A 22,668-nucleotide genomic window follows, 5' to 3' on the forward strand; every position below is an offset into this window, starting at 1 on the left:
AATGATAAAATTAGTTGATATTGCTAAGGATTGTTCTGGCGTTTCTCCTGTAGCTAAAACTAATATTTTAGACATTGGCGGGAGTATTTCTGATAATATAGAAAAGCTATTTGAAGTAGATGATGGTAGTGGATTATATATTACTCACGGTCAAAAAAGTTTTATTAAAGAAGAGGGCGAGAGAGACAAAGATTTCTATGCTAAAGTAGATAAGGAAATACAAAAAATCATAAGGAAAAAACTAAATTTAAATCTATCAAAAAAAGTGTTTTACGATAGTTTTTGGCATAATAAAGCCGTTCACTTTTTTTATCTTTCCGACCAGGAATATGACATAAAAGGGTTTATTGATAAATTTGAAGAAAATAGCAATTTTTTATGTAATGTTTTTTATGCGATTGTGGGATTGCATATTAAAAGAATCTTTCTTAAAGAGCTTGAAGAGAATTATGAAATAGAACCTGTGTTTTATAATTCACGAATTTATTTATCAGCAGAAAAACGTGGTAATATAATTGATACTTTTTATCCGCGTTTTCATTTCATTCATCAAAAAGAGTTAGTCGTAAATTTACATAGAAAGGTTTTTAGAATTGAAAAGAAAGTGGATTCATACAATACAGAAGAAACTCAATTATTCTTTAGAACTAAAGAAAATAATTTTCAAGTCACAGATAATATCAATACCAATGAACATTCTAAGAAAGAATTTATGCGATTCATGAAAGGATATCGAAATAGTAAAAATTATGTTCAAAACTTGATTATACAAAAAATAAAAGAACTATTAAATCATGCTGAGATCTCTTTTAGTGAAAGATACTTTAAAGCTGATTATGTCCTTCATGACTTTATCACGGTTAATAAAAATTTATTACATCCTCTGGTATTAATAGATGCCAGAATTCCAAAGCATTCTGTTGATAGTAAAGCCAAAATGTTTTTGGAAAAAGAGATCAAGGAAGTATTTGAGCTAAAAAAATTAACTTATTCCACTGCTAAAGATTTTAATGCATTGGATAAAAATAAAAACTATTTGGTTCTCAATTCATTGGATGATGGATCTAAAACCAGTATATTGGTTAAGGATGAAATTAAAAACACGATATGGGATGCATTTGAGCATATTAGAGAAAAGGGAATAGAAGATGCTGAATTGGATTACTATTCGAAATTAAAACATTATAGGTTTGAATCGCAAGGTGAAACAGTTATTCAGGGTATAAATTTAGATGATAATATTGTGGGAAACGATAAGAAGACTGGCTTAGAAAAATTAAGCAATAAAATAGTTATAAAAATCCAAAAGATCAAGAGTGAACTTTGGCTAAAAGAGAGAGTTTTCAAAGAGAAAAAAATTGAAAATATTGACCTTCCAGATTTAAAGATAACTCTTGTATATATTAGGATTCCAGAGTGGTTTAAGAAAAGTAAGAAAATACTTGCTTCAATAGTTGATGTTGATATTCATAATAAAACGATTTTTATTAATAAGCATTCACTTGTAGAGAGTCAATCGGACCTTAAAGAAAAGTGCGAATTTATGAAAAAAATACCAAAACTTTATAATGAGTCTTTTTATTTATTTGATAATATTGAGGAAATATGTCTTAGTCGATATAACTCGAATAGAATTCCCAGGATCATCGGTAATCAGAAAATAGATAATATTGAATATGCCTTGGAAGATGAAAGTTTAGTAAATAGAGTATGTAATCCGATTGAAACAGTTTTACCCTATTACTTAGCGCCTAAACAGAATAGTCAGTATGAACATATTTATCTTCAACCGAGAGGCGATGACTTATTGTATTTTGTATCACCATGCAATTCACCTAATCAAACGATTGCAAAAGAGAACTTAATTTACAATATTCTGACTATCGATAAAGAGGGTAAACAGATAAATGCTATGGAACAAAATATCACATCTATTTTCCTACGTTCTTTTACCAACGATATATTAAAGTTAAGGGAAGTTAGTAAAAGCTCTTTATTCGAGAAAATAGCTAAAATATACATTGAAAACTAAGTGGAAGTTAAAAGGCTTTCTCCGAAAGAACGGAAGGATTACAGCGGCGGGCACCGAGGCTATGCTAAAGTCACGGTGCCTAATAAAGTTGTCTGTTAATCCTCCTAGGTATTGATCACGTTCGCGAAATCACGTTAGTATCCAGTAGTTCATTCAAAGCGGCAGTTTTTAATTTATCATTAGGATTTGGAGGATTATTCAATAGATAGAGGATTAACTTCTTATCTTCTAGCGATAAGATGATTTTAGAGTTTTCTTCAATCATTTTCTGAGCCTCTTTACTTACTGTTTTTATTAATGAAACCAGTCATATTTAGTATTAAAAATAGACGCTGAGGTTTTTACCGCAATTTTAAATTTTTAACTTATACGCAGATTTAACCTTGTTTCTATTACGTTTTGTTTTGTCATGAAAACACGCTTGGTTGAATATTTAAATATTATATCTTGATTGAAGAAATCAGTGTGTGAGTGCGTGTTTAACGAGGAGAGATTTAAAAATGACTTTTAATAGTGAAGACCCTGTATAGCATAAATCTATCAATGAAAAATGGAAGATAATCATATGAATAATTTAATCAGATAATCTATTTTCCAAAAGGAGACGACTTTAATAATATTTTCAACGGGTAATATGTATCTTAAATGTTAGATGATGTGACGACATCTTGTATTTTAAATAAGTTTTTCAGAAAATTTAGAGCATGGCTGAAAATTAAATGATCTGAGCTAAGTGGAATTTCTAACTTAGGTATCATTAAACACTTAGTGTAAATTGTTCAACTTTTTGAGGTGCTTCATATTGGTTTGAGTTCCATTTCAATTTGCTATAAATTGCATGTTATCTTCAATCTATTATACCTATACCCAATGGATTTCAAGATGCATCGCGACGGCAAGGGAGCGAATCCCCGGGAGCATAGCTAACTATGTGACCGGGGTGAGTGAGCGCAGCCAACAAAGAGGCAACTTGAAAGATGACGGGTATATTTTTATACTCTTTCCATCAGAGATATTCCGTATTTTCAGAGCAAAATTAGCTCTAATCCTCATAGCTTCAAATGAGCGGGCTAAATAAAGATTCTCCAATTTATATTCTCCTCCTGCAACAAAGGGAACTTTAGGTATTAAACGATAACCAGATTGAATAGGGCCATTAATTTTTTGCCAAGAATGTGCTAAAGAATACCCAGTTAGGACTTCGTAATCTTGTAATATAATTCCACACCATTCATTTATGTTTTTAGCTAATTTATCAAATAAACCCGTTTCAGGATCGAATGTATAGATGTAATCATCTTTTAAACAAAACTGATTTCCAAAGATGTCTTCTGCAAAAAAAAGAGCGTCTTTAGCCATATTTTCATATGAGTCAATCTATAGTTCACTGTTATTCCAATCTATTAGGCCGATTTCTTCGCTCACTGTTTCATATGGAAAAACTCGTAAGGCTGACTCAAATCCATAAAATCCATTTTTTTTCGTTAATAGATAACTTAATTCATCTACTAATGGTAGCCCATAAACAGAAGTAATGTATTTTTCTGACTTAACAGAAGAAATGTCATTACTGCAAATAGATAATAATTTATCAGCTAAAGGCCACATTTTTTTATTTCTCCATCTCTGTCTTTTTGACATACAAAAAGTATCTTTCCACGCAGGGTAAAGGCGCTAGTGATATTCCTGTACTGCCAGTGCAGAAAAGACCTAAATTTGTTCGCCTGAGGTTGGTGATGTCCTGTTGGACGGTTAAATCCACTTTTCCCACCCTGAATAAAGTGTAAGCATCTAGTTATCTCATCTGGCGGTAGAAAGATAATATTGAGCAAATGCTTCCTGTATTTCTTCATACAGAACTTTCCCCTACTTGTTGGGTATCCAACTTTCGGAGGCAGTTCACATGGTTGAGATCTCTTGCAGATTAGTCGTCATATTTAAAGTCTATATTGATCTTCATTTGTTCTACATCAAGAGTGATTGTACAACTATGCCAAAATGGTGTTTCTTGTGATTGTATATTTTCAATAAAAAAGCTTCTAAGTTCTTCTAGTAGATCTGTCAGATCACTTACAGCACGACCATCAGGATCAAACCAATCTAATTTTTCGCTTTTATCTATATAGTCAAACTCATATTTACAACCATCTCTTTCTGGAAAAAGGTCAGCCCGGACAATCATTTTTTTTGCATCCGTTGGGCCCGCATCTAGCAATAGCTGTCCGATTTTCTGATATAACTCTTGATCACCCATCGCTTATTTTCCTCCTGGAGAATTATTAAAGTTAAGGATCACCGGCCTTCTTCCATCAATAGAATACTTAACGTTGAATTTATCTGGGCGCGTATTATTTCCTGAGTAAATGGGATTTATTTTAACATTAACTTGTTTACCTTCTTTCAGCGCTCTACCCCACTCATTTTCCATCTGCTTCCAGGCACCAATGCTATATAAGATAAGACCTATATCTTTGTAAATTTCTTGATCACTTCTCATTACTTCCCTCCCGGAGCATTTATAAAGGTTTCTTCTTTCTTACGGCTGCCATTTATTGAATAACGAACGTTAATACTGGTAGGCCGCTGGCTATTACCTGAGTAAACAGGCTCTATCTTAACATTAACTTGCTTACCTTCTTTCAATGCGTTTGCCCAGCTATTTTCCATTTTCTTCCAGGCATCGCGATTTAAGTTAGTATCCATCGGAACAATATTAAGTTTTTCATCCGGCCCATTGAAGATTGTTGCTATCAAATGACCGCCATCATCTCCCGGATTACCACATTTACTAGCTTTACATTGCTGATAGCCATTACGATCATCTTCACTTAAGTCACTGTCTTTAGCATTTTCGCCGTGAATATTCTTTATCAGTTCCCGTGCAGTTAGTTCCCCCGCCTGCCAGTGCCTGAACCCTGCCGAATTAATGCTGATGGTAAAAATAACCCCGGTTTTGCAATGGCCGGGGTTGATTGCTTAATTTAGAAGTTCTTTTGACACATTGCCTGTATCAAAAAACTCTTTGAATACTTTCACTACAAAATCGAAATCTTTTGTGAGTTGGCGAGCCGACCAATAATCTCCTAAGATGTCAATTTGTTGATCAAGTTCTTCAGGGTTCCAGTAAGAACGAACATTGTATTCATCTTCTAATATTTCACCTAATGTAAGTAAATAATACCCATCCTCCGTTCTTACCTGTAGCATTTCAGCACTAGTTATATTGTCGGTGACATCTAATGTTACAGTTCCTGATTGGTCCTTTAAATCTAGTATGATTTGTTTAATATGAGACCATGTGGGAGATTTATAATTATCTCCTTTTCCATTCAAGGTCCAGCTGATAGAAAAATTCATTCTTAATTCTTTTCCTTAATCGATTTCATTCCAGGGGTCCAATATAATGTTTTTCCTGTATTTTCTTCATATATTGTAAGTGACTTCAGTCCTGCTTTGTCAGCCATTGCTGCAATGTCACCACGGCAATAACCACAAACAGGTTCTTTTGATACCCTCAATGTCATCTCTCGACCTATAGTTATCCCGTCTTCATAAGCTTGTTGGATAGTTCCAACTTCTGCATGTGCTGATGCCATATTTCTATTAGGAAGATTTTTACCGGGATATTTCTCTATTTTGGCTTGTATCCGACCATTAATCAGTGTAGGTCTACTTTTATCCCCAAGATAATAATCAGGTCTATTCCCCTGATTGGTGTCAGTAAATTTTTTCCCGGTTTCTTTATCAGTTAACTCTGCTGTGACCTTAGGAATGGATGTATGAGTTTTTTTATCCAAAACCCTACTGCTTTCCTGAATTGTGAGTTTATCTGGTGAGACGATCCCTTCTGTCGGCTTGGTTATGGATTTATTACCGGCAACACCTCCAAATATAGCCAGTGAACCCAGACTCATATTTGCTACCCCGCGGCTATATTCACCATCGATAACCTGTCCAATACCCGTACCCGCCTGATATGAACCTCCGGCAACGAGGCTTCCCCTAACAAGCGTCCCTGGCATGCCGGGTAATGCCATTAATGCATCTGTTCCGATAGCAGCTTGTCCTGAGTGTACACTGTGCATTTTCAGATAGCTTAGTGCCTCATTATAGGCTTTCGCATCTGCGGCTGTTGCGACAAATGCCCCTCCCTTAACTAAATTTTGAATTGCGGCAGCCGCTTCTTTCCCTGAGAAACCGTACTCTGTCTGTAACCCAGACCCATATTGGTTGAGTAAGGTAGCCAGCTCCAGCTTTCCTTTTTCGTCTAATTTACCTGAACGATATTTGCCTAAAAGTACATTACTGTCTTTGTCTTCATTGGTGAGTCTGACGATATTTTGTGATGCTTCCAGCAGGTTTTTGCCTGCTTTTTGGTCGTCAAGGGCTTTAATCAACGCATCATTCTTTTTGACAGTTAGGAGGTTATTCTCAACAATAACGCATTCCATTGCGAAGTTGACCGCCGAACGCCTACTTTCCCTGTACACTCAGTCAGTTATCACCAGATTTCCCCAGTCCTTGCTGACTGCCGAACCCAAAACTCCCTGACGCGCTTTTCGCTTCCGAAGGCCGGTTTTTCCCGCCGTGCCCTTGTCAGGGGAGCCCCTTTTTCGGCAACGGGCGAACGTCGCCCAACTTGCTTGGGCGGCGGGTGCCCGTTCTGCGGGCGCGGGCGGCACAGAGCCCGCAAGCGGCGCCCCTGCGACGCTCTGAACAACTGGCGGCTAAAAGGAAGATCCCAACTTTTGGGGTGCAGTTCATTTACCACCGGGCAGCCGGTGCAGGTCAGTGTTGAGCACGGACAGTTGATTATCCGGCTCGTTGAGAACGGCTAACCGTTAAAGGGAAAATCCCAGCGCTTGGCTGGGATCTTAACGCTATTTATACAACCTTAATTAGCAAAGTCTCACTTGTTACTCTGCTTGCTGATCTATTTTATAACGAACTGATTCTTCCTTTGCTAATTCTAGCCACTCGTCAAAATTATTAAGGCTCCCTCTATCTTCCCACCCAGTTGACGCAAAAGCATGGATAAAAAATACTTTTGGATCACCTGAGACATCAGAGCCATCAAAGCAAGCAATATCATCAGAATAAGATATTTTTGCAAATGGTATGAGTTGCCTTTCTGGATATTGCGTATTCATTTCAGACAACCAGTATTTAGCGAATTTTTCAAATTCGCACAAAAACCACCAAGGTTCTAAATCCAAAATAGATTCTTGAGTTACTATTTCCAAAAAATGCGATGGAAAATTGAATCCTTTTGGTAGCTCTTCTGGTGAATATAAGTAACATGACATAATAAATTAATCCTTTGATTTTCCAGTTATTCTAGGGGGAGCATCAGAACCATAGGGGTTATTTTTACTAAAACCACCAGTTTGCTTATTAATCCGCCCTGTTATTGCCTCTCCCCAAGTTTTAGGCTCAAGTCCTCTTCTGGGGTCAGAAAACCTGATTGATTCTGCTGGAGTTAATTTATCATCGAAGCTGCGAACATTAGCCTTAATATCAATACCTGCTTCTCTCGCAGCAGTTATACGAGTGTTATCCATACTGGTAAATTTCCCATCAGGCATTTTTACAACATCAACAGGGTCCCCTTTCCAACCATCTTTTTTCATACCTGAAACAAGATCATCATAACTGTATTTCACACCACTTCCTCTTTCGGTTTTATTATATGAAACCGTGTTCTGTGAGAATCTGATTTCATTAGGATTAAACGTCGAGATGTTGCCTGTCGCACCTTTTGACGCATTATTAGGCTGATTTGCAGATGCGTTATTTCCTTTTGCTCCCACATTAGCCGTTTGGTTAGGCTGTACTTGAGTAGCTTCCTCCGGAACGCTTTTATCAACATTATTTTTTGACGATACAGATGATGGCTTCGCCTGCATTTTATCACTGGCTTTTGCCCCAATAATTCCCGTCGCTGTCTCCAACAACATCAGATTCCGCTGCTCTTCCTTCACATACTGCGCCGCATCGGCTTTAGATAATCCGGCGTTCTCCAGCTCTTTCTGCCTCAATTCCGTGTTGAAGAACCCGGAGAGTGGCCCGCCACCGCCATTTAGCCAGCTGCTCTGCTCTGAACGGCCTAGCTTATCATTGGCACGATAGCCCGACACCGCCAGTTCTTTACCCAGTTCATGGTTGATAAAGGCCAGTTCTTCACGGCTCAACTCGCCATTCAACGCCATCTGTTTCAGGGTGTTGATGGTCGCATCACTGGCCTGCCGATATTCCGCCCAGATGCCTTTGCGACAGCTGTCATCCTGACAAGTCGCCAGTTTATCGCGCATGTCCTCCACTGACGGCAGACCTTTATCCAGAATGCGCTGACTCAGTTCTTTGGCCTTGCCGCAGGCTTCCGGTGACATAGTGCGGCAATCCCCCAGATTTCGGGAAGCCAGCGCATTATTCTCAATCGCATTCTTCCCTGCTTGGGCACCGGTAACGGCGCTCCCGGTGGAGTCACCGGCAATGCCGCCAGCCAGACCTGCCGCCAGAGTGGAGAGGGTGCTGATGGTCTGTTTTTCCTCTTCACTTAAGTCACTGACTTTAACATTTTCGCCGTGAATATGCTTCATCAGTTCTCGGGCGGCCAGTTCACCGCCCGCCGCGCCTGCCGCACCGGCCAGCGCATTGCTACCACTGACTTCGGCAGCTACTGCCCCCAGAATCGCATGGGCCAGAGTATTGCTCACGACATCCACTTGATGGGTTTTCGGGTCGGTGGTCAAATCTTTAATCACCCCGGCCAGGTAAGGGGAAGCGCCGCCCGCCAGCGCCTGACCAATATTGCCGCCCGCAAGTCCCTGAATAGCGGCAGTGGCAGCCTGTAAAGCGGTGTGGTATTTCCCACCGGTGCCAAAGCCAGATTCATTTAGTGCCTGGTTATAGGCGGTCTTGTAAATCTGGTCTTTAATGAGTTCCGGGGTGATGTCGGTTTTACCTTTATCCTCCAGTGCCTTGATGGCCGCTTTTCTATCCGGGTCACTGATGTTCTCCAGTTTAGCGTGGGCCGCTTTGGTGGCGATAATGGCTCCTTCGGTGCTGGCGATGTCAATCACCTGCGCACTGATTTCGCCAATCAGTTGGGCCTGTTTCAGTCGTTGCTGCTCTTTCTCTTTGTCAAAGATAGGACTGAGAGCATTGTTAGCGTGGTCGGTATCCCGGCTCAGGGTGGTGATATCCTGTTGCTGGTTGTCTTTATCCCGGATAATCAGGGCGCCGTCACTGACTGCGGCATGGGTGGTGCTTTGAGCATGACCTTCCCGGTTAGCGCCGCCCAGGGTATTGGCGGCCATGTTACTGAGGAACATGCCGCCTGCTGAACCGCCGGTGCTGACACTTACGCTGTGGTGTTCGGTTTTAAAATCCGCTTTGTTTTTTATATCGCCAAAACCCAGAGTACCGGTATCGAGGGTGTTTTTGTCTTTGTCTGCGGTACTGGCAATCACTGCGCCGTCAAGCTGGGTATGTTCACCTACTTTCACTTGATAGCCGCCTTGGCCGGCGAACAGTCCGGTTTGTTCCTGTACGGAGTCAAAGTTGCTGTGGATTTTGTCGCGGCTGGCGCTGAGGTTCAATGAACCACCTGAGCCGATAGTGGCACTAACGCCGGCACTGACATTTTGTTGCTTCATATCGTAGCGGTTGCTGTCCTGCTCGCTACTGAGCGTCAGGCGGCGTTTTACGTCGGCGGTAATCTGTTCGCCGCTGACCTGAGCGCCCTTGAGTGTGGCATCCCGGCCGGCGTTGAGGGTGACAGTTTGCCCTGCATCCAGCGTAGTTTCGTTATGGCTGACGCCATTGCCGCTTTCACGGCCTTTGCCGTAGTTGGCGCTGGCGGAGAGGTTAATACCCGTGTCCCCCGGTCCGGCCGTGAAACCGACGCCCAGTGAGCCCCCACGGCTGCTGTTTTTGCCGGTGGTCTGTTCGGTGTTCTGGCTGGATGAGAGCTGGATATCCCGGCTGGCATTGAGTTGCAGGTCTTTACCCGCCTGCAATTGGCCGCCCTGAATGCGAATATCGCCGTTCTGGTCTGGTGTGCCGGCAGCGGTGAGGGTGAGATTATCCCCGGTCATCAGGCTGCTGCCCTGTTGAGTGGTTTGGTGCTGTTTCAGTTCTGACCGGGAGGACTGGCTGCCGTAGGAGAGGCTGACCCCCACCAGATTGTTGTTGGCTTTGTCGTCACCGCCTTTGGCGTTGGCCAGACTGGCTGCCTGAACAGCCTGTACCCCGCTAAGAGCGGCTTTGGTGCCTTGTAAAGCTTTGATACGGCTGTCACTTTCATTGTTGGCGGCTTGAACCGTTTGAACTGCGGAATTCAGGGCCCCGCCTGCGGTGCCGGACAGGGCCACGGTCAGGCCGCTTTGTTTTTGTTCGGTTTTGGTGATGGCGGTGTGACTGTTTTCCGCACTGGTGATGTTAACGTTTTGACCGGAAAGTTGCATATCGCGGCCCGCTACCACATCACTGCCGTGAAGGTTGAGCTGTTTTCCGGCATTGAGTGTCACACTGCCCTGGCTGCTGCCTACAGTGCTGCCTTTGTTGAGGTTGCTGTCGATGTCGGTAGTGGATTTTTGGCTGGCTTTGCCGACGGTGAAGCCGATACCCCCGCTCCCCATCAGACCGGATTTTTTCTCTTGTTTGAAGTGTGTTTCATGACGGGCTTCATCCGCGGTCGTGATGGTGAGCTGATTGCCGGCAGCCAGATTAACATTCTGAGTGCCTGCCACGTTACTGCCGATGATATTCAGGTCATTCCCGGTTTGTACGGTCACGCGGTCGCCGCTGAGTGTGGTGCTCTGTGCCCGGCGTTCATGCACCTCATCGTGGGTTTCGACGGAGGATTTGGAGAGTAAGCCTTTACTGGTCTGTTTGCTGTGTTCTATCAAGTCTGATGAAGCGGTGCCAGCATTCAGGGTGATATTGTTCCCGGCCTGGGCGGTGAGTTGTTGATCGGCGTTCACGTTAGCCGCGGTAGCGTTAAGGTTGTTACCTGCTCGCAGTGCCAGGTTGCCCGCGGTGGTTATCTGGCTGCCAGTGTCACGCTCCTGAGTGAGATGGCGATAGTTGTCGCTCCCCCAGTCACTGTTTTCCGTGCGATGAGTGCGCAGGGTGTCCAGAGTCAGGTCGAGGCCCGCGGTTATCTCTGTCTGACCGTCTTTGCCTGCATTTTCCACGTCACTAGCCGTGAGATGGATGTTGTTGAGGGCTTTCAGTGACAAGGTGCCGTTGTCATTTTGGACATAAATGCCCGCCGGCCGATCCAGCCAACGGTCAGCACCTTCTCCGCGCAGGGTAGAGGCGCTGGTGATATCCCGATCTGCCTGTGCAGAAACGCGGTCACGGCCCTGAATTTGTCCGCCGTGGTTGGTGATGTTCTGTCGGGCGGTTAAATCCACTCTGCCACTTTGGATAAAGCCGCTATTGATCAGATTGTTCGCCGTCAGTTGGGTGACTTCACGCCCGCGGATAGTGCCGCTGTTGGTGATATCTTTTTGGCTATTTATGGTCACGTTTTTACCGGAGAGCAGGGCGCCGTCACCGGTCAGGTCGCCTTTATTCACGCGAGCGTAGACCTGCGGCACGGTGACCACTTGCGTTGTGCCGTTCGGCAGGGTCACGGTGCGGTTGGTCAGCCAGATAATGTCCGAGGTGAGCAGCGCCATTTGCGATGGGCTTAAGGCGATGCCGGGGGTGAGTTGTTGCTGTTTGCTGAAAGCAACGCCGGCTTCCATTAGTGCTTTGAACTGGGTTTCATCGTTGTTGTGGCCGGTCAGATAACGCTGACCGGTCAATTGGGTAATTTGATCACGTACCAGACGCTGCTCGTAGAACCCATCTCCCAGGCGTTTGTGTGCCAGTGCCGGGTCGCGGGTTAATTGTTGTTGCATGTAATCCGTACCCAGCCACTTTTTGTATTGGGTGAATTTAGGGTCGGTCTCCACTAAATAATGGCTGTCACTGTCCGGCTGTACGACAAATAAGCTGTTATCCGGCAGGCGAGTATCCGGAGCAACGATACGGATAAGGGGTTCGACGTTTTGACCTTTGACGGTATCAGACGGTAGCGTCAGTTCAAATTGTTGGCCTGTTGGTAACACTAGGGGGCGATCATCTAATGTCCCACTGTTTGGTAAGGTGACAGTCACAGGGGGGAGCACCCGTTCAGTTTGTTGAACTGGTGGAAGTACCGGGTGTTCAGTGAGTGCATCTCTGTCTGGCAGTGCCACTGTGCCGGACGATAATATCTGCTCAGTTTGTTGGCCCGTAGGTGAAAATATTGGGTGTTCAGTGAGTGTATCTCTGTTTGGTAGTGCCACTGCGCCGGACGATAATATCTGCTCAGTCTGTTGGCCTGTAGGTGAAAATATTGGGTGTTCAGTGAGTGCATCTCTGTTTGGTATTGCCACTGCGCCGGACGATAATATCTGCTCAGTCTGTTGGCCTGTAGGTGAAACTAATGGGCGATCAGTCGGTATGTCTCTATTCGGTAGTGTGATGGCGTTGATAGTGGCATTTGTGAACGTAACTTCACCGGCTTCCTCCATTCTTGAGGTCAGGTTAATCCCGGTTGGCGCACTTTGAACACGGTTTGTCTGCCTGTCATCTATTGTTATGCCGGTAGAGTTTGGACGAGTGTTGCCCTGCCAGGCTAAGGCTTTTAGGTCAATGGTTTCGGTTATCGGCGCTGGGTTGTAGTCGTCCCAGTCTTTTCCTTGGGAGGTTTTGGTTCCCCTGAATCGACGTTTTTTCTTTTTGGCATACCAACGGATTTCGCTACCTTCATCCGTGATGATACGTTCGCCTTTGGTGGCGTTATTGTGCAGCTCGTCAATATCACCCCCTAGTATTCCACCCGCTACGATCTGACTGTCGTCATTAGTCAGCATCGCGCTATTGATGGTCATATTACCCCCGGACAGGATTTTACCCGGATCACTCTCTTTTATCTGGGTTTCATTGATGGTACGGGTATATCGGTACTCGTAAAATTCATCATCACTGTTACCATCCGGCATAACAGCGGTGTGTACGCCGTATTTGTTGCTGTAGGAAGTGTCTACTTGTGACCAGTCATAGCGGGTAGTGTGGCCGCTCAATACTGCTTCATGACGTTGCGATTTTTCTGTTTCGACGATTTGGGTGACCAGACCGTTGTTGGTATTTTTGATAATAGCGGCATCAATCTTTAGGTTACCCCCGGCCTCAATGGTTGCTGCGTGGTTGTTGAGTCGGCCAGCTTGGCTAGTCGCAGTCAAGTTTTCATCCAATTGTCCACCAATGCGCATGTCACCCACGCTGAAAATATGGGCATGGTGACTGTTGTTGAGGGTTCCGGTGCCAATATCTAATTTATCTCGGGCGGCAATGACGGCGGCCTTATCATCTTTTGCTGTGTTATTGAGCGTGCCAGTCTTGAGGGCTATTTGGTCACCGTAAATACGTCCGGTTCCGGTGTTGTCCAGTACTTTGGCGGTGAGATGGGTCAGTTCGCCGTCAATGAGCCCGGTGTTGGTCAGCGTGTTTCGGACGTTGACTTCGGTTTGCTTAGCTCTGATTTCCGCAGCTTGGGTGTTGGTGAGATTTTGGGCTTCCAGGTATGCCTGTTCGGCTTTAATTGTACTGTCATTGATAATGTTGCCGTCGGTTTCCAGAGACAGCTTGCCGTCGGCGGCGATGTTACCGGTGTTGTGGAAGTCTTGTTTTAATTTCACCTCTATATCGCCCTGCGATAAGATTTGACCGTCACCGCTCAAGGCGTTGGCTTTAATTTTGACCTTTTCACTCCCAGTCAGTGTGCCTTGCTGGTTATTCACCGTCAGTTTCTGGGTTTTATCTTCGATGGTGAGTTGTTTTCCACCGGAGACTAGGCCTTGTTCGTTTTTCAGAGACTGATTAATGATAGCTTGCAGACGGTTGGCTCCCTGTAATGTTCCTTGGGTGTTATCCACCTGTTGAGCTTCAATTATCAGGTCTTGGGCTTCGGTACCTTGGTCAGGGTGATTAGTCTCCCGGTTAATAAGTTCTGCTGTTTTTAGTGTCAGTTGTTGGTCACTGTGGATAAGGCCGCCAGTATTGTTCGTTTGTTTCGGGGTGTTAATCGTCGCGTCACCTATGGCTCTGACCTGTCCGCGACGGTTGTCGAGCTGTAGGGTATTCAGGTTCATGGTGTCTGTTGACAACAGTTTACCGTCTTGGTTATCCGTATCGGCTTGTCCAGTGTTGATGGTGAGTTTTTTGCCCTGAATGTGTCCGTGTTGGTTATTCAGTTTGCCGCTGGTCACGGTGGTGTTGTCGTCGCCAATAATACGGCCATGTTGGTTGTCCAGTAGCTGCCCGTTGGTGTCAATATTGACAGTTTTTGCTGACTTTAATGCTCCATTGTTGTTGATAAGCGTCTGGCTATGAATATCCAGTCCACTGTTGCCCGCAATCAGTCCTTTTTTATTGGTAAGGGTTGTACTGGTAATCTTAGTTTTGCCATCCGCGGCGATAAAACCCGCGTCGTTGTTTAACTCACCGATATCCAGTGTCAAATCTCCCCGGGCAGAGAATTTGCCTGATTTATCTTTATCGCCGGTGTTATTCAGGCGTTGGCCTTGAGTGTTGAGGTTCAGGTTGCCATCAGAATGGACATGGCCTTGTTGGTTATTAAATGCTTGGGTAATCAGCTTTATCTGTTGGGTGCCGACAATGGTGTCTTGAGTGTTATTTGCGGTTGCGATTTTGCGATTGGTAATCGTACCAGCTTGATTATGTAAATCACCGCTGGTAATTAACATGTCGTCCTGGCTGCGGATACCGCCCCGATCACCACTGTTTTTATTCGTCAGTGAATGACCGTGTGTATCGAGAGTAAGTTTACCTGCGGATTGCAACAGACCGCCGCTGTTGTCAGTTTGGTTCACTGATAATGTTAGCGCCCCTTTTTCGCTGATAAGGGTTCCGCCCTGGTTGTTCAGTTCACCCCCGGTAACCGTTGCTGCTCCTGTACTGATGATCGCTCCATCCTGATTGTCGATGTCACCGGCAGTCAGGGCCATCGTTCCTTTACTGATAACGCCTTTGGTATCGCCGCTTTTGGCGGTGGTCAGTTTTTCTCCGTGAGTATCTAGCGTCATGTTGCCGTCAGACTTTATTAGGCCACCGGTACTGTTTAACTCGCCGCTATCGAGTTGCAGGTTTTTCTTACTGACTATAGTGCCGGTTAGATTGCTTAATGTTTGTTGATGAGAATTGATGTGAGTTTCATCGCCACGGATATATCCGAGATCATTGATGAGTTCACCTGTAAGCAGTTTTAGGCTATCCCCTGCGAGGATTCCGTTAAGTTCTCCGCTATCGGTATTCGTCAGTTTTTGCTGTTGGGTATCCAGTTTCAGACTGGCAGCGGATTGTATCAGCCCACGTTGGTTGTTGACGGCTTGTGTTGTCAGATCGGCTTTTCCCTCCGAGAGGATTTTACCGTCGGTGTTGTTGAGGTTTTGGCTGGTCAGCGAGGTTTCACCTTTTGAGTCTATCACCCCCGCAGTGTTATCGATTTCGCCAGCTTCCAGGGTCAAGTCACTGTCGCTGCGTATACCGAGGTCATCCCCGCTTTGCGTATTAGTCAGCTTTTGGCCGTGGGTGTTAAGAGAAAGGGTTGTTTTGGATTGCAGCAAACCACTCGTGTTATTCAGTTCACCGGTATTCATGGTGAGTTGTTGATTCTGGCTGACAATTTTACCGCCAGTGTTATTAACGGTTCCTGATGATGCCACTTTAAGTTGCTGATTGGCTGTTATGGTCCCATGATGGTTATTGATGGTACCTGCGGCTATTGTTGGTGTTCCTTGGCCTGAGATCCCTTGCTCGGGTTGGCTGTTGCGGTTGGTTATTGTGCCTTGTTGCACATCCAGAGTCAGGTTTTTATCCGCATGGATCCAGCCTGCTTCATTATTGATACCTTGAGCAGTCAGCTTGACATTGCCTGCACTGACTATGCCTCCGGTCTTGCCGCTGTTGAGGTTAGTCAGTAGTTCACCTTGTGTATCGAGTGTCAGATCACCCGCGGATTTCAACAGGCCGCCGCTGTTGTCGGTTTTTTTCACGGTCAATGTGAGCGCACTGGTTTCACTGGCAAGGGTTCCGCCTTGGTTTTTTAGTTCGCCACCGGTAACGGTCGTGGTTCCTGTACCTTTGATAAAACCCTCTTGGTTGTCAATTTCACCGGTGGTCAGGGTCATTGTCCCTTTACTGATAACGCCGCCGGTTTTACCGCTTTTGGCGGTGGTCAGTTTTTCTCCGTGCGTGTCCAGTGTCATATCGCCGGTAGACTCTATTCTCCCACCAGTACTGTTGAGTTCTCCGCTATCGAGTTTTAGATTTTTCTTACTGAATATGGTGCCAGCCACATTGTTTAGTGCTTGCTGATGGGTGTTAATGCGGGTTTCGTTACCACGGATATCGCCGCGGTCATTGATCAATTTACCGGTAGTCAGTTCTAAGGCATCTTCTGCGACGATGCCGTTTTTACCGCTATCGGTGTTGGTTAGTTCATGCTGTTGGGTATCTAATTTTAGACTGGCTAAGGATTGTATCAGCCCACGTTGGTTGTTGACGGCTTGTGTTGTCAGATCGGCCTCTCCCTTCGAGAGGATTTTACCGTCGGTGTTGTTGAGGTTTTGGCTGGTCAGTGTAGTTTCACCTTGTGAATCTATCTTGCCAGCGGTGTTATCAATTTCACCGGCTTTTAAGGTTAGGTCACTGCCGCTACGTATGCCGAGGTCATTCCCGCTTTGCGTATTAGTCAGCTTTTGGCCGTGGGTGTTAAGAGAAAGGGTTGTTTTGGATTGCAGCAAACCACTCGTGTTATTCAGTTCACCGGTATTCATGGTGAGTTGTTGATTCTGGCTGACTATTTTACCGCTGGTATTATCAACGGCTCCTGTTGATGTCACGTTGAGCTGCTTATCGGCGATGACTCTTCCCTGTTGGTTATCAAGGGTGCCCGCGGTTATTGTTAACTCTCCCAGGCTTGAGATCCCCTGTTCAGGTTGGCTGTTACGGTTGGTTATGGTTCCCTTCTGCCCGTCAAGAGTCAGGTTTTTATCCGCACGGATCCGGCCTGCTTCATTATTGATACCTTGAGCGGTCAGACTGACATTACCCTCACTGATTATGCCACCGGTTTTGCCGCTATTGATGTTGGTCAACAGACCACCTTGCGTATTCAGTATCAGGTCACCGGCGGATTGCAGTAAGCCGTCGCTGTTGTCAGTTTTGTTTACCTTTAATGTTAGTGCTCCTGTTTCGCTGGCAAGGGTTCCGCCCTGGTTTTTCAGTTCACCGCCGGTAACGGTCGCTGTTCCTGTAGCGATAATCACACCGTCTTGGTTGTCAATTTCACCGGTGGTCAGGGTCATTGTCCCTTTACTGATAACGCCGCCGGTTTTACCGCTTTTGGCGGTGGTCAGTTTTTCTCCATGCGTGTCCAGTGTCATATCGCCGGTAGACTCTATTCTCCCACCAGTACTGTTGAGTTCTCCGCTATCGAGTTTTAGATTTTTCTTACTGAATATGGTGCCAGCCACATTGTTTAGTGCTTGCTGATGGGTGTTAATGCGGGTTTCGTTACCACGGATATCGCCGCGATCATTGATCAATTTACCGGTAGTCAGTTCTAAGGCATCTTCCGCGACGATCCCGCTGTTTTTACCGCTATCGGTGTTGGTTAGTTCATGCTGTTGGGTATCTAATTTTAGACTGGCTAAGGATTGTATCAGCCCACGTTGGTTGTTGACGGCTTGTGTTGTCAGATCGGCCTCTCCCTTCGAGAGGATTTTACCGTCGGTGTTGTTGAGGTTTTGGCTGGTCAGTGTAGTTTCACCTTGTGAATCTATCTTGCCAGCGGTGTTATCAATTTCACCGGCTTCTAAGGTTAGGTCACTGTCGCTACGTATGCCGAGGTCATTCCCGCTTTGCGTATTAATCAGCTTTTGGCCGTGGGTGTTAAGAGAAAGGGTTGTTTTGGATTGCAGCAAACCACTGGTGTTATTCAGTTCACCGGTATTCATGGTGAGTTGTTGATTCTGGCTGACTATTTTACCGCTGGTATTATCAACAGCTCCTGTTGATGTCACGTTGAGCTGCTTATCGGCGATAACTCTTCCCTGTTGGTTATCAAGGGTACCCGCAGTTATTGCCAACTCCCCCTGGCTTGAGATCCCCTGTTTAGGCTGGCTGTTGCGGTTGGTTATTGTGCCTTGTTGCCCATTCAGAGTCAGGTTTTTATCCGCATGGATCCAGCCCGCTTCATTATTGATGCCTTGAGCAGTCAGCTTGACATTGCCTGCACTGATTATGCCTCCAGTCTTGCCGCTGTTGAGGTTAGTCAGTAGTTCACCTTGTGTATCGAGTGTCAGATCACCCGCGGATTTCAACAGGCCGCCGCTGTTGTCGGTTTTTTTCACGGTCAATGTGAGCGCGCTGGTTTCACTGGCGAGGGTTCCGCCCTGGTTTTTCAGTTCACCGCCGGTAACGGTCGTGGTTCCTGTACCTTTGATAAAACCTTCTCGGTTGTCGATCTCGCCAGTAGTCAGCGTCAATGTTCCTTGACTGATAACGCCGCCGGTTTTGCCTTTTTTGGCGGTGGTCAGTTTTTCTCCATGCGTGTCCAGTGTCATATCGCCAGTAGATTCTATTCTTCCTCCAGTACTGTTGAGTTCTCCACTGTCGAGCTGTAGGTTTTTCTTACTGAATATAGTGCCTGCCAAGTTGTTTAGCGCTTGCTGATGAGTGTTAATGTGGGTTTGATTACCACGAATATCGCCGCGGTCGTTGATCAGTTTACCAGTAGCCAGTTCTAAAGCCTCTTCTGCGATGATCCCGCCGTCGGTGTTAGTCAGTTCATGCTGTTGTGTATCTAATTTCAGACTGGTTGCGGATTGTATTTGTCCGCTTTGGTTATTGACCGCTTGTGCTGTCAGATCGGCTTTTTTCCGCGAGAGGATTTTACCGCCGGTGTTGTTGAGGTTCTGGCTGGTCAGCGTGGTTTCACCTTGTGAATCTATCACGCCAGCGGTGTTATCAATTTCACCGGCTTCCAGTATCAGATCGCTGCCGCTGCGGATACCGCGTTTTTCTCCGCTCTGTGCGTTAATTAATTTTTGGCCTTGGGTGTTGAGTGACAGGGTTGTACCGGATTTCAGCAGACCGCCGGTATTGTCAACGGTCCCGGATGTCACGGTGAGTTGTTTATCTGCTTCTACAGCGCCTTGATGGTTATCAATAGCGCTCGCCGTCAGTGTTAAGTCTCCTGAGCTACGGATACCCTGATCAGGCTGGCTGTTGCGGTTGGTTATCGTTCCTTTCTGCCCGTCAAGGATCAGGTTTTTACCCGCATGGATTAGGCCCGCATCGTTGTTAACGCCCTGGGTCGTCAGCTTGATGTCGCCTGTGCTGATGATGCCCCGGTCTTTGCCGCTGTGGGTGTTGGTTAGCCGCCCACCTTGCGTATCCAATGTTAGGTCACCCGCGGATTGCAGTAGTCCACCGCTGTTGTCAGTGTTGTTTACCGTTAATGTCAGGGAACCGGTTTTACTGACCAGTTTTCCTCGTTGGTTGTGGAGTTCTCCACCGGTGATAGTTGTTGTTCCGGTACCCATAATGGCGCCATCGCGATTGTCGATCTCGCCTGTCGTTAAGGTGAGCGTTCCCTCACTGATAATGCCGTTGGTGTCGCCGCTTTTGGCGGTGGTGAGCTTTTTCCCGTGGGTGTCTAATGTCATGTCGCCATCAGATTTTATTTGTCCGCCGGTACTGTCGAGTTCTCCACTGTCAAGTTGCAGATTTTTCTTACTCGTGATGGCGCCGCTTTGGTTGCTTAGTTGCTGTTCATGGGTGTCGATGTGAATGCCGTGACCAAGGATAACGCCCGCGTCATTGGTCAGTTTACCGCTGGAAAGGTGTAATGCGTCTTTGGCAATAATACCGCCCGTTTTGCCACTGTCGGTATTGGTCAGGGCTTGGTTTTGGGTATCCAGCAACAGGCTTGACTCTGATTGGATCCGTCCACGAGTGTTATTTAATGCCAGCGTGGTCAGTTCCGCCATCTGTTGTGATAAGAGTTGACCATCGGTATTGTTAACGTTACCGGCGTTAAGGGTGGTTTTTCCTTTGGCGGAAATAATGCCGGCGGTGTTGTTGATATCCCCGGTACGAAGTTCCAGATTGCCATTGCTTAATATGATGCCTTGTTTGAGCTCTTTTTTGGCATCATTTTTAGTGTCTTTAGTGTCTTTAGTGTCTTTAGTGTCTTTAGTGTCTTTAGTGTCTTTAGTGTCTTTAGTGTCTTTAGTGTCTTTAGTGTCTTTGGTGTCTTTCGGGGCTTTAATATTAGTCAGTTTCTGCCCGTGAGTATTCACTATCATGTCACTGTCGGATTGTAATAGACCGTCGGTGTTATCCAGCTCGCCGCTGTTTAGGGTGAGTTTTTCTCGGGCAATCACCTGTCCTGCGGTGTTGGTGAATTTATATCCTTTTGTCTGGCTGTCTATTTGCTGAGCCAGTAATAAGCCTTGATGGTTATTCAACGCCTGACTTTTTGTAGTGAGCTCTGTTTTGGCTTCGATTCGTCCGTCAACGTTTTCAATGTTTTTCCCAATGATCAGTTCTGTACTGCCACCGGTTGCAGCGATTTTGCCTTTGCTGTTATCCAAGGTGGCGGCATCGATTTTCAGGTTGCCATTGCCTTTAATCTCGCCATTGTGGTTATTCAGCATATTGGCAGTCAGGGACATTTTGTCCTTGCCCTGTTGCTGCATTACGCCACTCTGATGGCTCAATGTGTCTGCTTTTATTGTAATTCTGTCGGCGGTAGTGACTGCTTTTTTATTCAGTTGCAGGTTGTGGGCTTGTATATCCAGTGCACCGTTGGAGAGCAGTTCGCCTCCGTCACCTATCCACTGATGGGTGTTGAGTGACAGTTTACCTTTACCGGCGAGTTGAATTGTCCCGCCTTCCGTGTTGTTCGCTTCCTTGTGGACGGTTAGGTTCAGATCATCCCCATTATTGGCGATTTTTCCATGACGGTTGTCCAGATTGCTTGTAGTGATAACCAGACGTTTCCCCTCATTGAGAAGGGTCCCGCTGTGGTTATTCAGTTTTTGGGTGTTCAGTACCAGCTCGCCGTTGCCGGTTTGATTAATTTTCCCTTGCTTGTTGGATAAGTCTGAGGTCGTTAAGTTGATTTCCCGTGCGACCAGTGTGCCGCCGTCATTGTTAAATTGGCCGGGTGTTTTAGCTGTAAAGCGGTCGGCGGTGACTGTAGCGTTGGCAGTGCTAACTTCTTGCTGGCTGGCAGTGAGTTGAATGTTGTTGGCCGAAGTTTGGCTGTCGCTGAGATCAATCTTTTTACTCTGTACTGCTATCGTATTGGTCGCCAGGTTTTGTCCATTGGCCTGAATGTGTTGTTTAGCGGTCAGTGTTAGTGAGCCAGGCAGAGAGGCTTTTCCTTTACTATCAATGCCAGCGGCTAGAATACTGTCTTTGGCGCTCTGTATCGATTCCGCCTTGATTATGGTATTACTTCGCGCAGCAATCGTACCGCTATTCTCAATCTGCCCATCAACCGTGAGGCGGACTTCACCGGCGGTGGCGCCGATGTGGCCGGCGTTACGTACCCCTACGCCAAATTCGGTGCCCACCAGCACGATTTTATTGGCGTACATGCCGCCTAACGCTGCTACATCCAGCGTAAATGAGGGATTTTTGCTGCCGTCAGCAGATTTTTTCTCAATGTTTTGGTGAGCGGCATCAACGATATTACGTCCGGTGGTGACTTTCAGATCTTTCGCGTGCAGTTTGCCGTTGATGACCACCGAGCGGGCAATAATTTCGGTGTAATTTTGTTGTGAGCTGTCCAGTCCCAGATCTTCAATGCGGACTTCTCCCCGGTCAATATCAAAGCCTTTCAGTCGGCCTTGTTCCATCATGGCCTGTCCTGTGGTGAGTGTTGCGCGATGGGCGTTAATGAATCCACAGCCGTTGCAAGTGATACCTGCCGGGTTGGCAATAATCACGTCGGCTTTTTGTCCGGCGATTTCTATCCAGCCATTAAGTTTACTGGCGTTAATGCTGTTCACTTCATTGAGAATGATTTTGGCTTCCGCTTTGGCAAGCCACGGATTTCCTGCCACCATACCGCCCAGTTGAGTTTGGACCGCATTGTGACTGTTGTTAAGGATGACGCCTCGTTCATCGATATCAAATTGACTGTAGGTATTACGCGAGATACCCGCGGCGTTAGGGGTCTGAATATCGATTTGGGGCGTACCGTTTGCGCTGTTCAGGATAGTCGGTTGCTGATTACCCGGCGCTTGTCCGTCGGCCGCAATATTGGCTTGCGCTGTTAGGGAGATGCTGCCGGTCGCCAATAACAAACTCAGTCGTAACGCCGTCAGTCGGCAAAGGCATTGGGGGGATTGCCGACGACTGCGGCGGCGTACCGTACTACCTTGTCCCGAAGCTGCAATATCGGCCACGACCATTAGCATGTTCCGGGCTTTGTTAAAGATAATACGATACAGATGCTTGTTCATTGTTTCTCTCCGCTAACACTTTTTATCTACTAC

At 45.8% G+C, this 22,668-nt stretch carries 12 protein-coding genes; 2 read left to right on the top strand and 10 right to left on the bottom strand.

What is annotated here, in order from left to right; all coding sequences use genetic code 11:
• Nucleotide 1: 1 nt before the first annotated feature.
• A complete protein-coding gene (locus V2H77_RS17930) occupies nt 2-2,032 on the top strand; it encodes a hypothetical protein (protein ID WP_341499884.1) in 2,031 nt (676 codons plus the stop codon).
• Nucleotides 2,033-2,147: 115 nt separating this feature from the next.
• Here the strand turns inward: V2H77_RS17930 and V2H77_RS17935 are convergent, their stop codons facing one another.
• The 8 genes from V2H77_RS17935 to V2H77_RS17970 all read right to left on the bottom strand — a co-directional run bounded on the left by V2H77_RS17935 (nt 2,148) and on the right by V2H77_RS17970 (nt 6,483).
• Entirely contained in the window at nt 2,148-2,339 is a 192-nt protein-coding gene (locus V2H77_RS17935; RefSeq protein WP_341499900.1) for a type II toxin -antitoxin system TacA 1-like antitoxin, read from the bottom strand.
• A gap of 620 nt (nt 2,340-2,959) precedes the next feature.
• Nucleotides 2,960-3,391, bottom strand: a complete 432-nt coding sequence (locus V2H77_RS17940) for a hypothetical protein (RefSeq protein WP_341499885.1) — start codon at nt 3,389-3,391, stop codon at nt 2,960-2,962.
• A gap of 18 nt (nt 3,392-3,409) precedes the next feature.
• Nucleotides 3,410-3,673 carry a hypothetical protein gene (locus tag V2H77_RS17945; protein ID WP_341499886.1) on the bottom strand — a complete coding sequence of 88 codons (264 nt, stop codon included), beginning with the start codon at nt 3,671-3,673 and terminating at the stop codon, nt 3,410-3,412.
• Nucleotides 3,674-3,956: 283 nt separating this feature from the next.
• Nucleotides 3,957-4,286, bottom strand: a complete 330-nt coding sequence (locus V2H77_RS17950; RefSeq protein WP_132347432.1) for an immunity protein YezG family protein — start codon at nt 4,284-4,286, stop codon at nt 3,957-3,959.
• 3 nt (nt 4,287-4,289) lie between these two features.
• Complete coding sequence (locus V2H77_RS17955; RefSeq protein WP_341499887.1) at nt 4,290-4,529, bottom strand: DNA/RNA non-specific endonuclease; 240 nt, start codon at nt 4,527-4,529, stop codon at nt 4,290-4,292.
• Nucleotides 4,529-5,005, bottom strand: a complete 477-nt coding sequence (locus tag V2H77_RS17960) for a DNA/RNA non-specific endonuclease (RefSeq protein WP_341499901.1) — start codon at nt 5,003-5,005, stop codon at nt 4,529-4,531. The genes V2H77_RS17955 and V2H77_RS17960 overlap by 1 nt, the downstream gene beginning before the upstream one ends.
• A 3-nt stretch (nt 5,006-5,008) precedes the next feature.
• Complete coding sequence (locus V2H77_RS17965) at nt 5,009-5,389, bottom strand: DUF6911 family protein (RefSeq protein WP_341499888.1); 381 nt, start codon at nt 5,387-5,389, stop codon at nt 5,009-5,011.
• A 2-nt stretch (nt 5,390-5,391) separates the two neighbouring features.
• On the bottom strand, nt 5,392-6,483 hold the full coding sequence (locus V2H77_RS17970) for a cytidine deaminase-like fold-containing protein (RefSeq protein ID WP_341499889.1): 1,092 nt from the start codon (nt 6,481-6,483) through the stop codon (nt 5,392-5,394).
• Between the two features lie 203 nt (nt 6,484-6,686).
• On the opposite strand from V2H77_RS17970, the gene V2H77_RS17975 reads away from it, so the two are divergent.
• Nucleotides 6,687-6,830: a hypothetical protein gene (locus V2H77_RS17975; protein WP_341499890.1), complete on the top strand. Its 144-nt coding sequence runs from the start codon at nt 6,687-6,689 to the stop codon at nt 6,828-6,830.
• Nucleotides 6,831-6,948: 118 nt separating this feature from the next.
• Here V2H77_RS17975 and V2H77_RS17980 read toward each other — a convergent pair whose 3' ends face one another.
• Entirely contained in the window at nt 6,949-7,338 is a 390-nt protein-coding gene (locus V2H77_RS17980) for a hypothetical protein (RefSeq protein WP_040153636.1), read from the bottom strand.
• A gap of 6 nt (nt 7,339-7,344) precedes the next feature.
• Nucleotides 7,345-22,635 (bottom strand): hemagglutinin repeat-containing protein, encoded by a 15,291-nt coding sequence (locus tag V2H77_RS17985; RefSeq protein ID WP_341499892.1) that lies wholly within the window; start codon nt 22,633-22,635, stop codon nt 7,345-7,347.
• Between the last annotated feature and the right edge of the window lie 33 nt (nt 22,636-22,668).

Origin of the sequence: Photorhabdus sp. P32 (assembly GCF_038085095.1) — a bacterium.
Taxonomy (GTDB): domain Bacteria; phylum Pseudomonadota; class Gammaproteobacteria; order Enterobacterales; family Enterobacteriaceae; genus Photorhabdus; species Photorhabdus luminescens.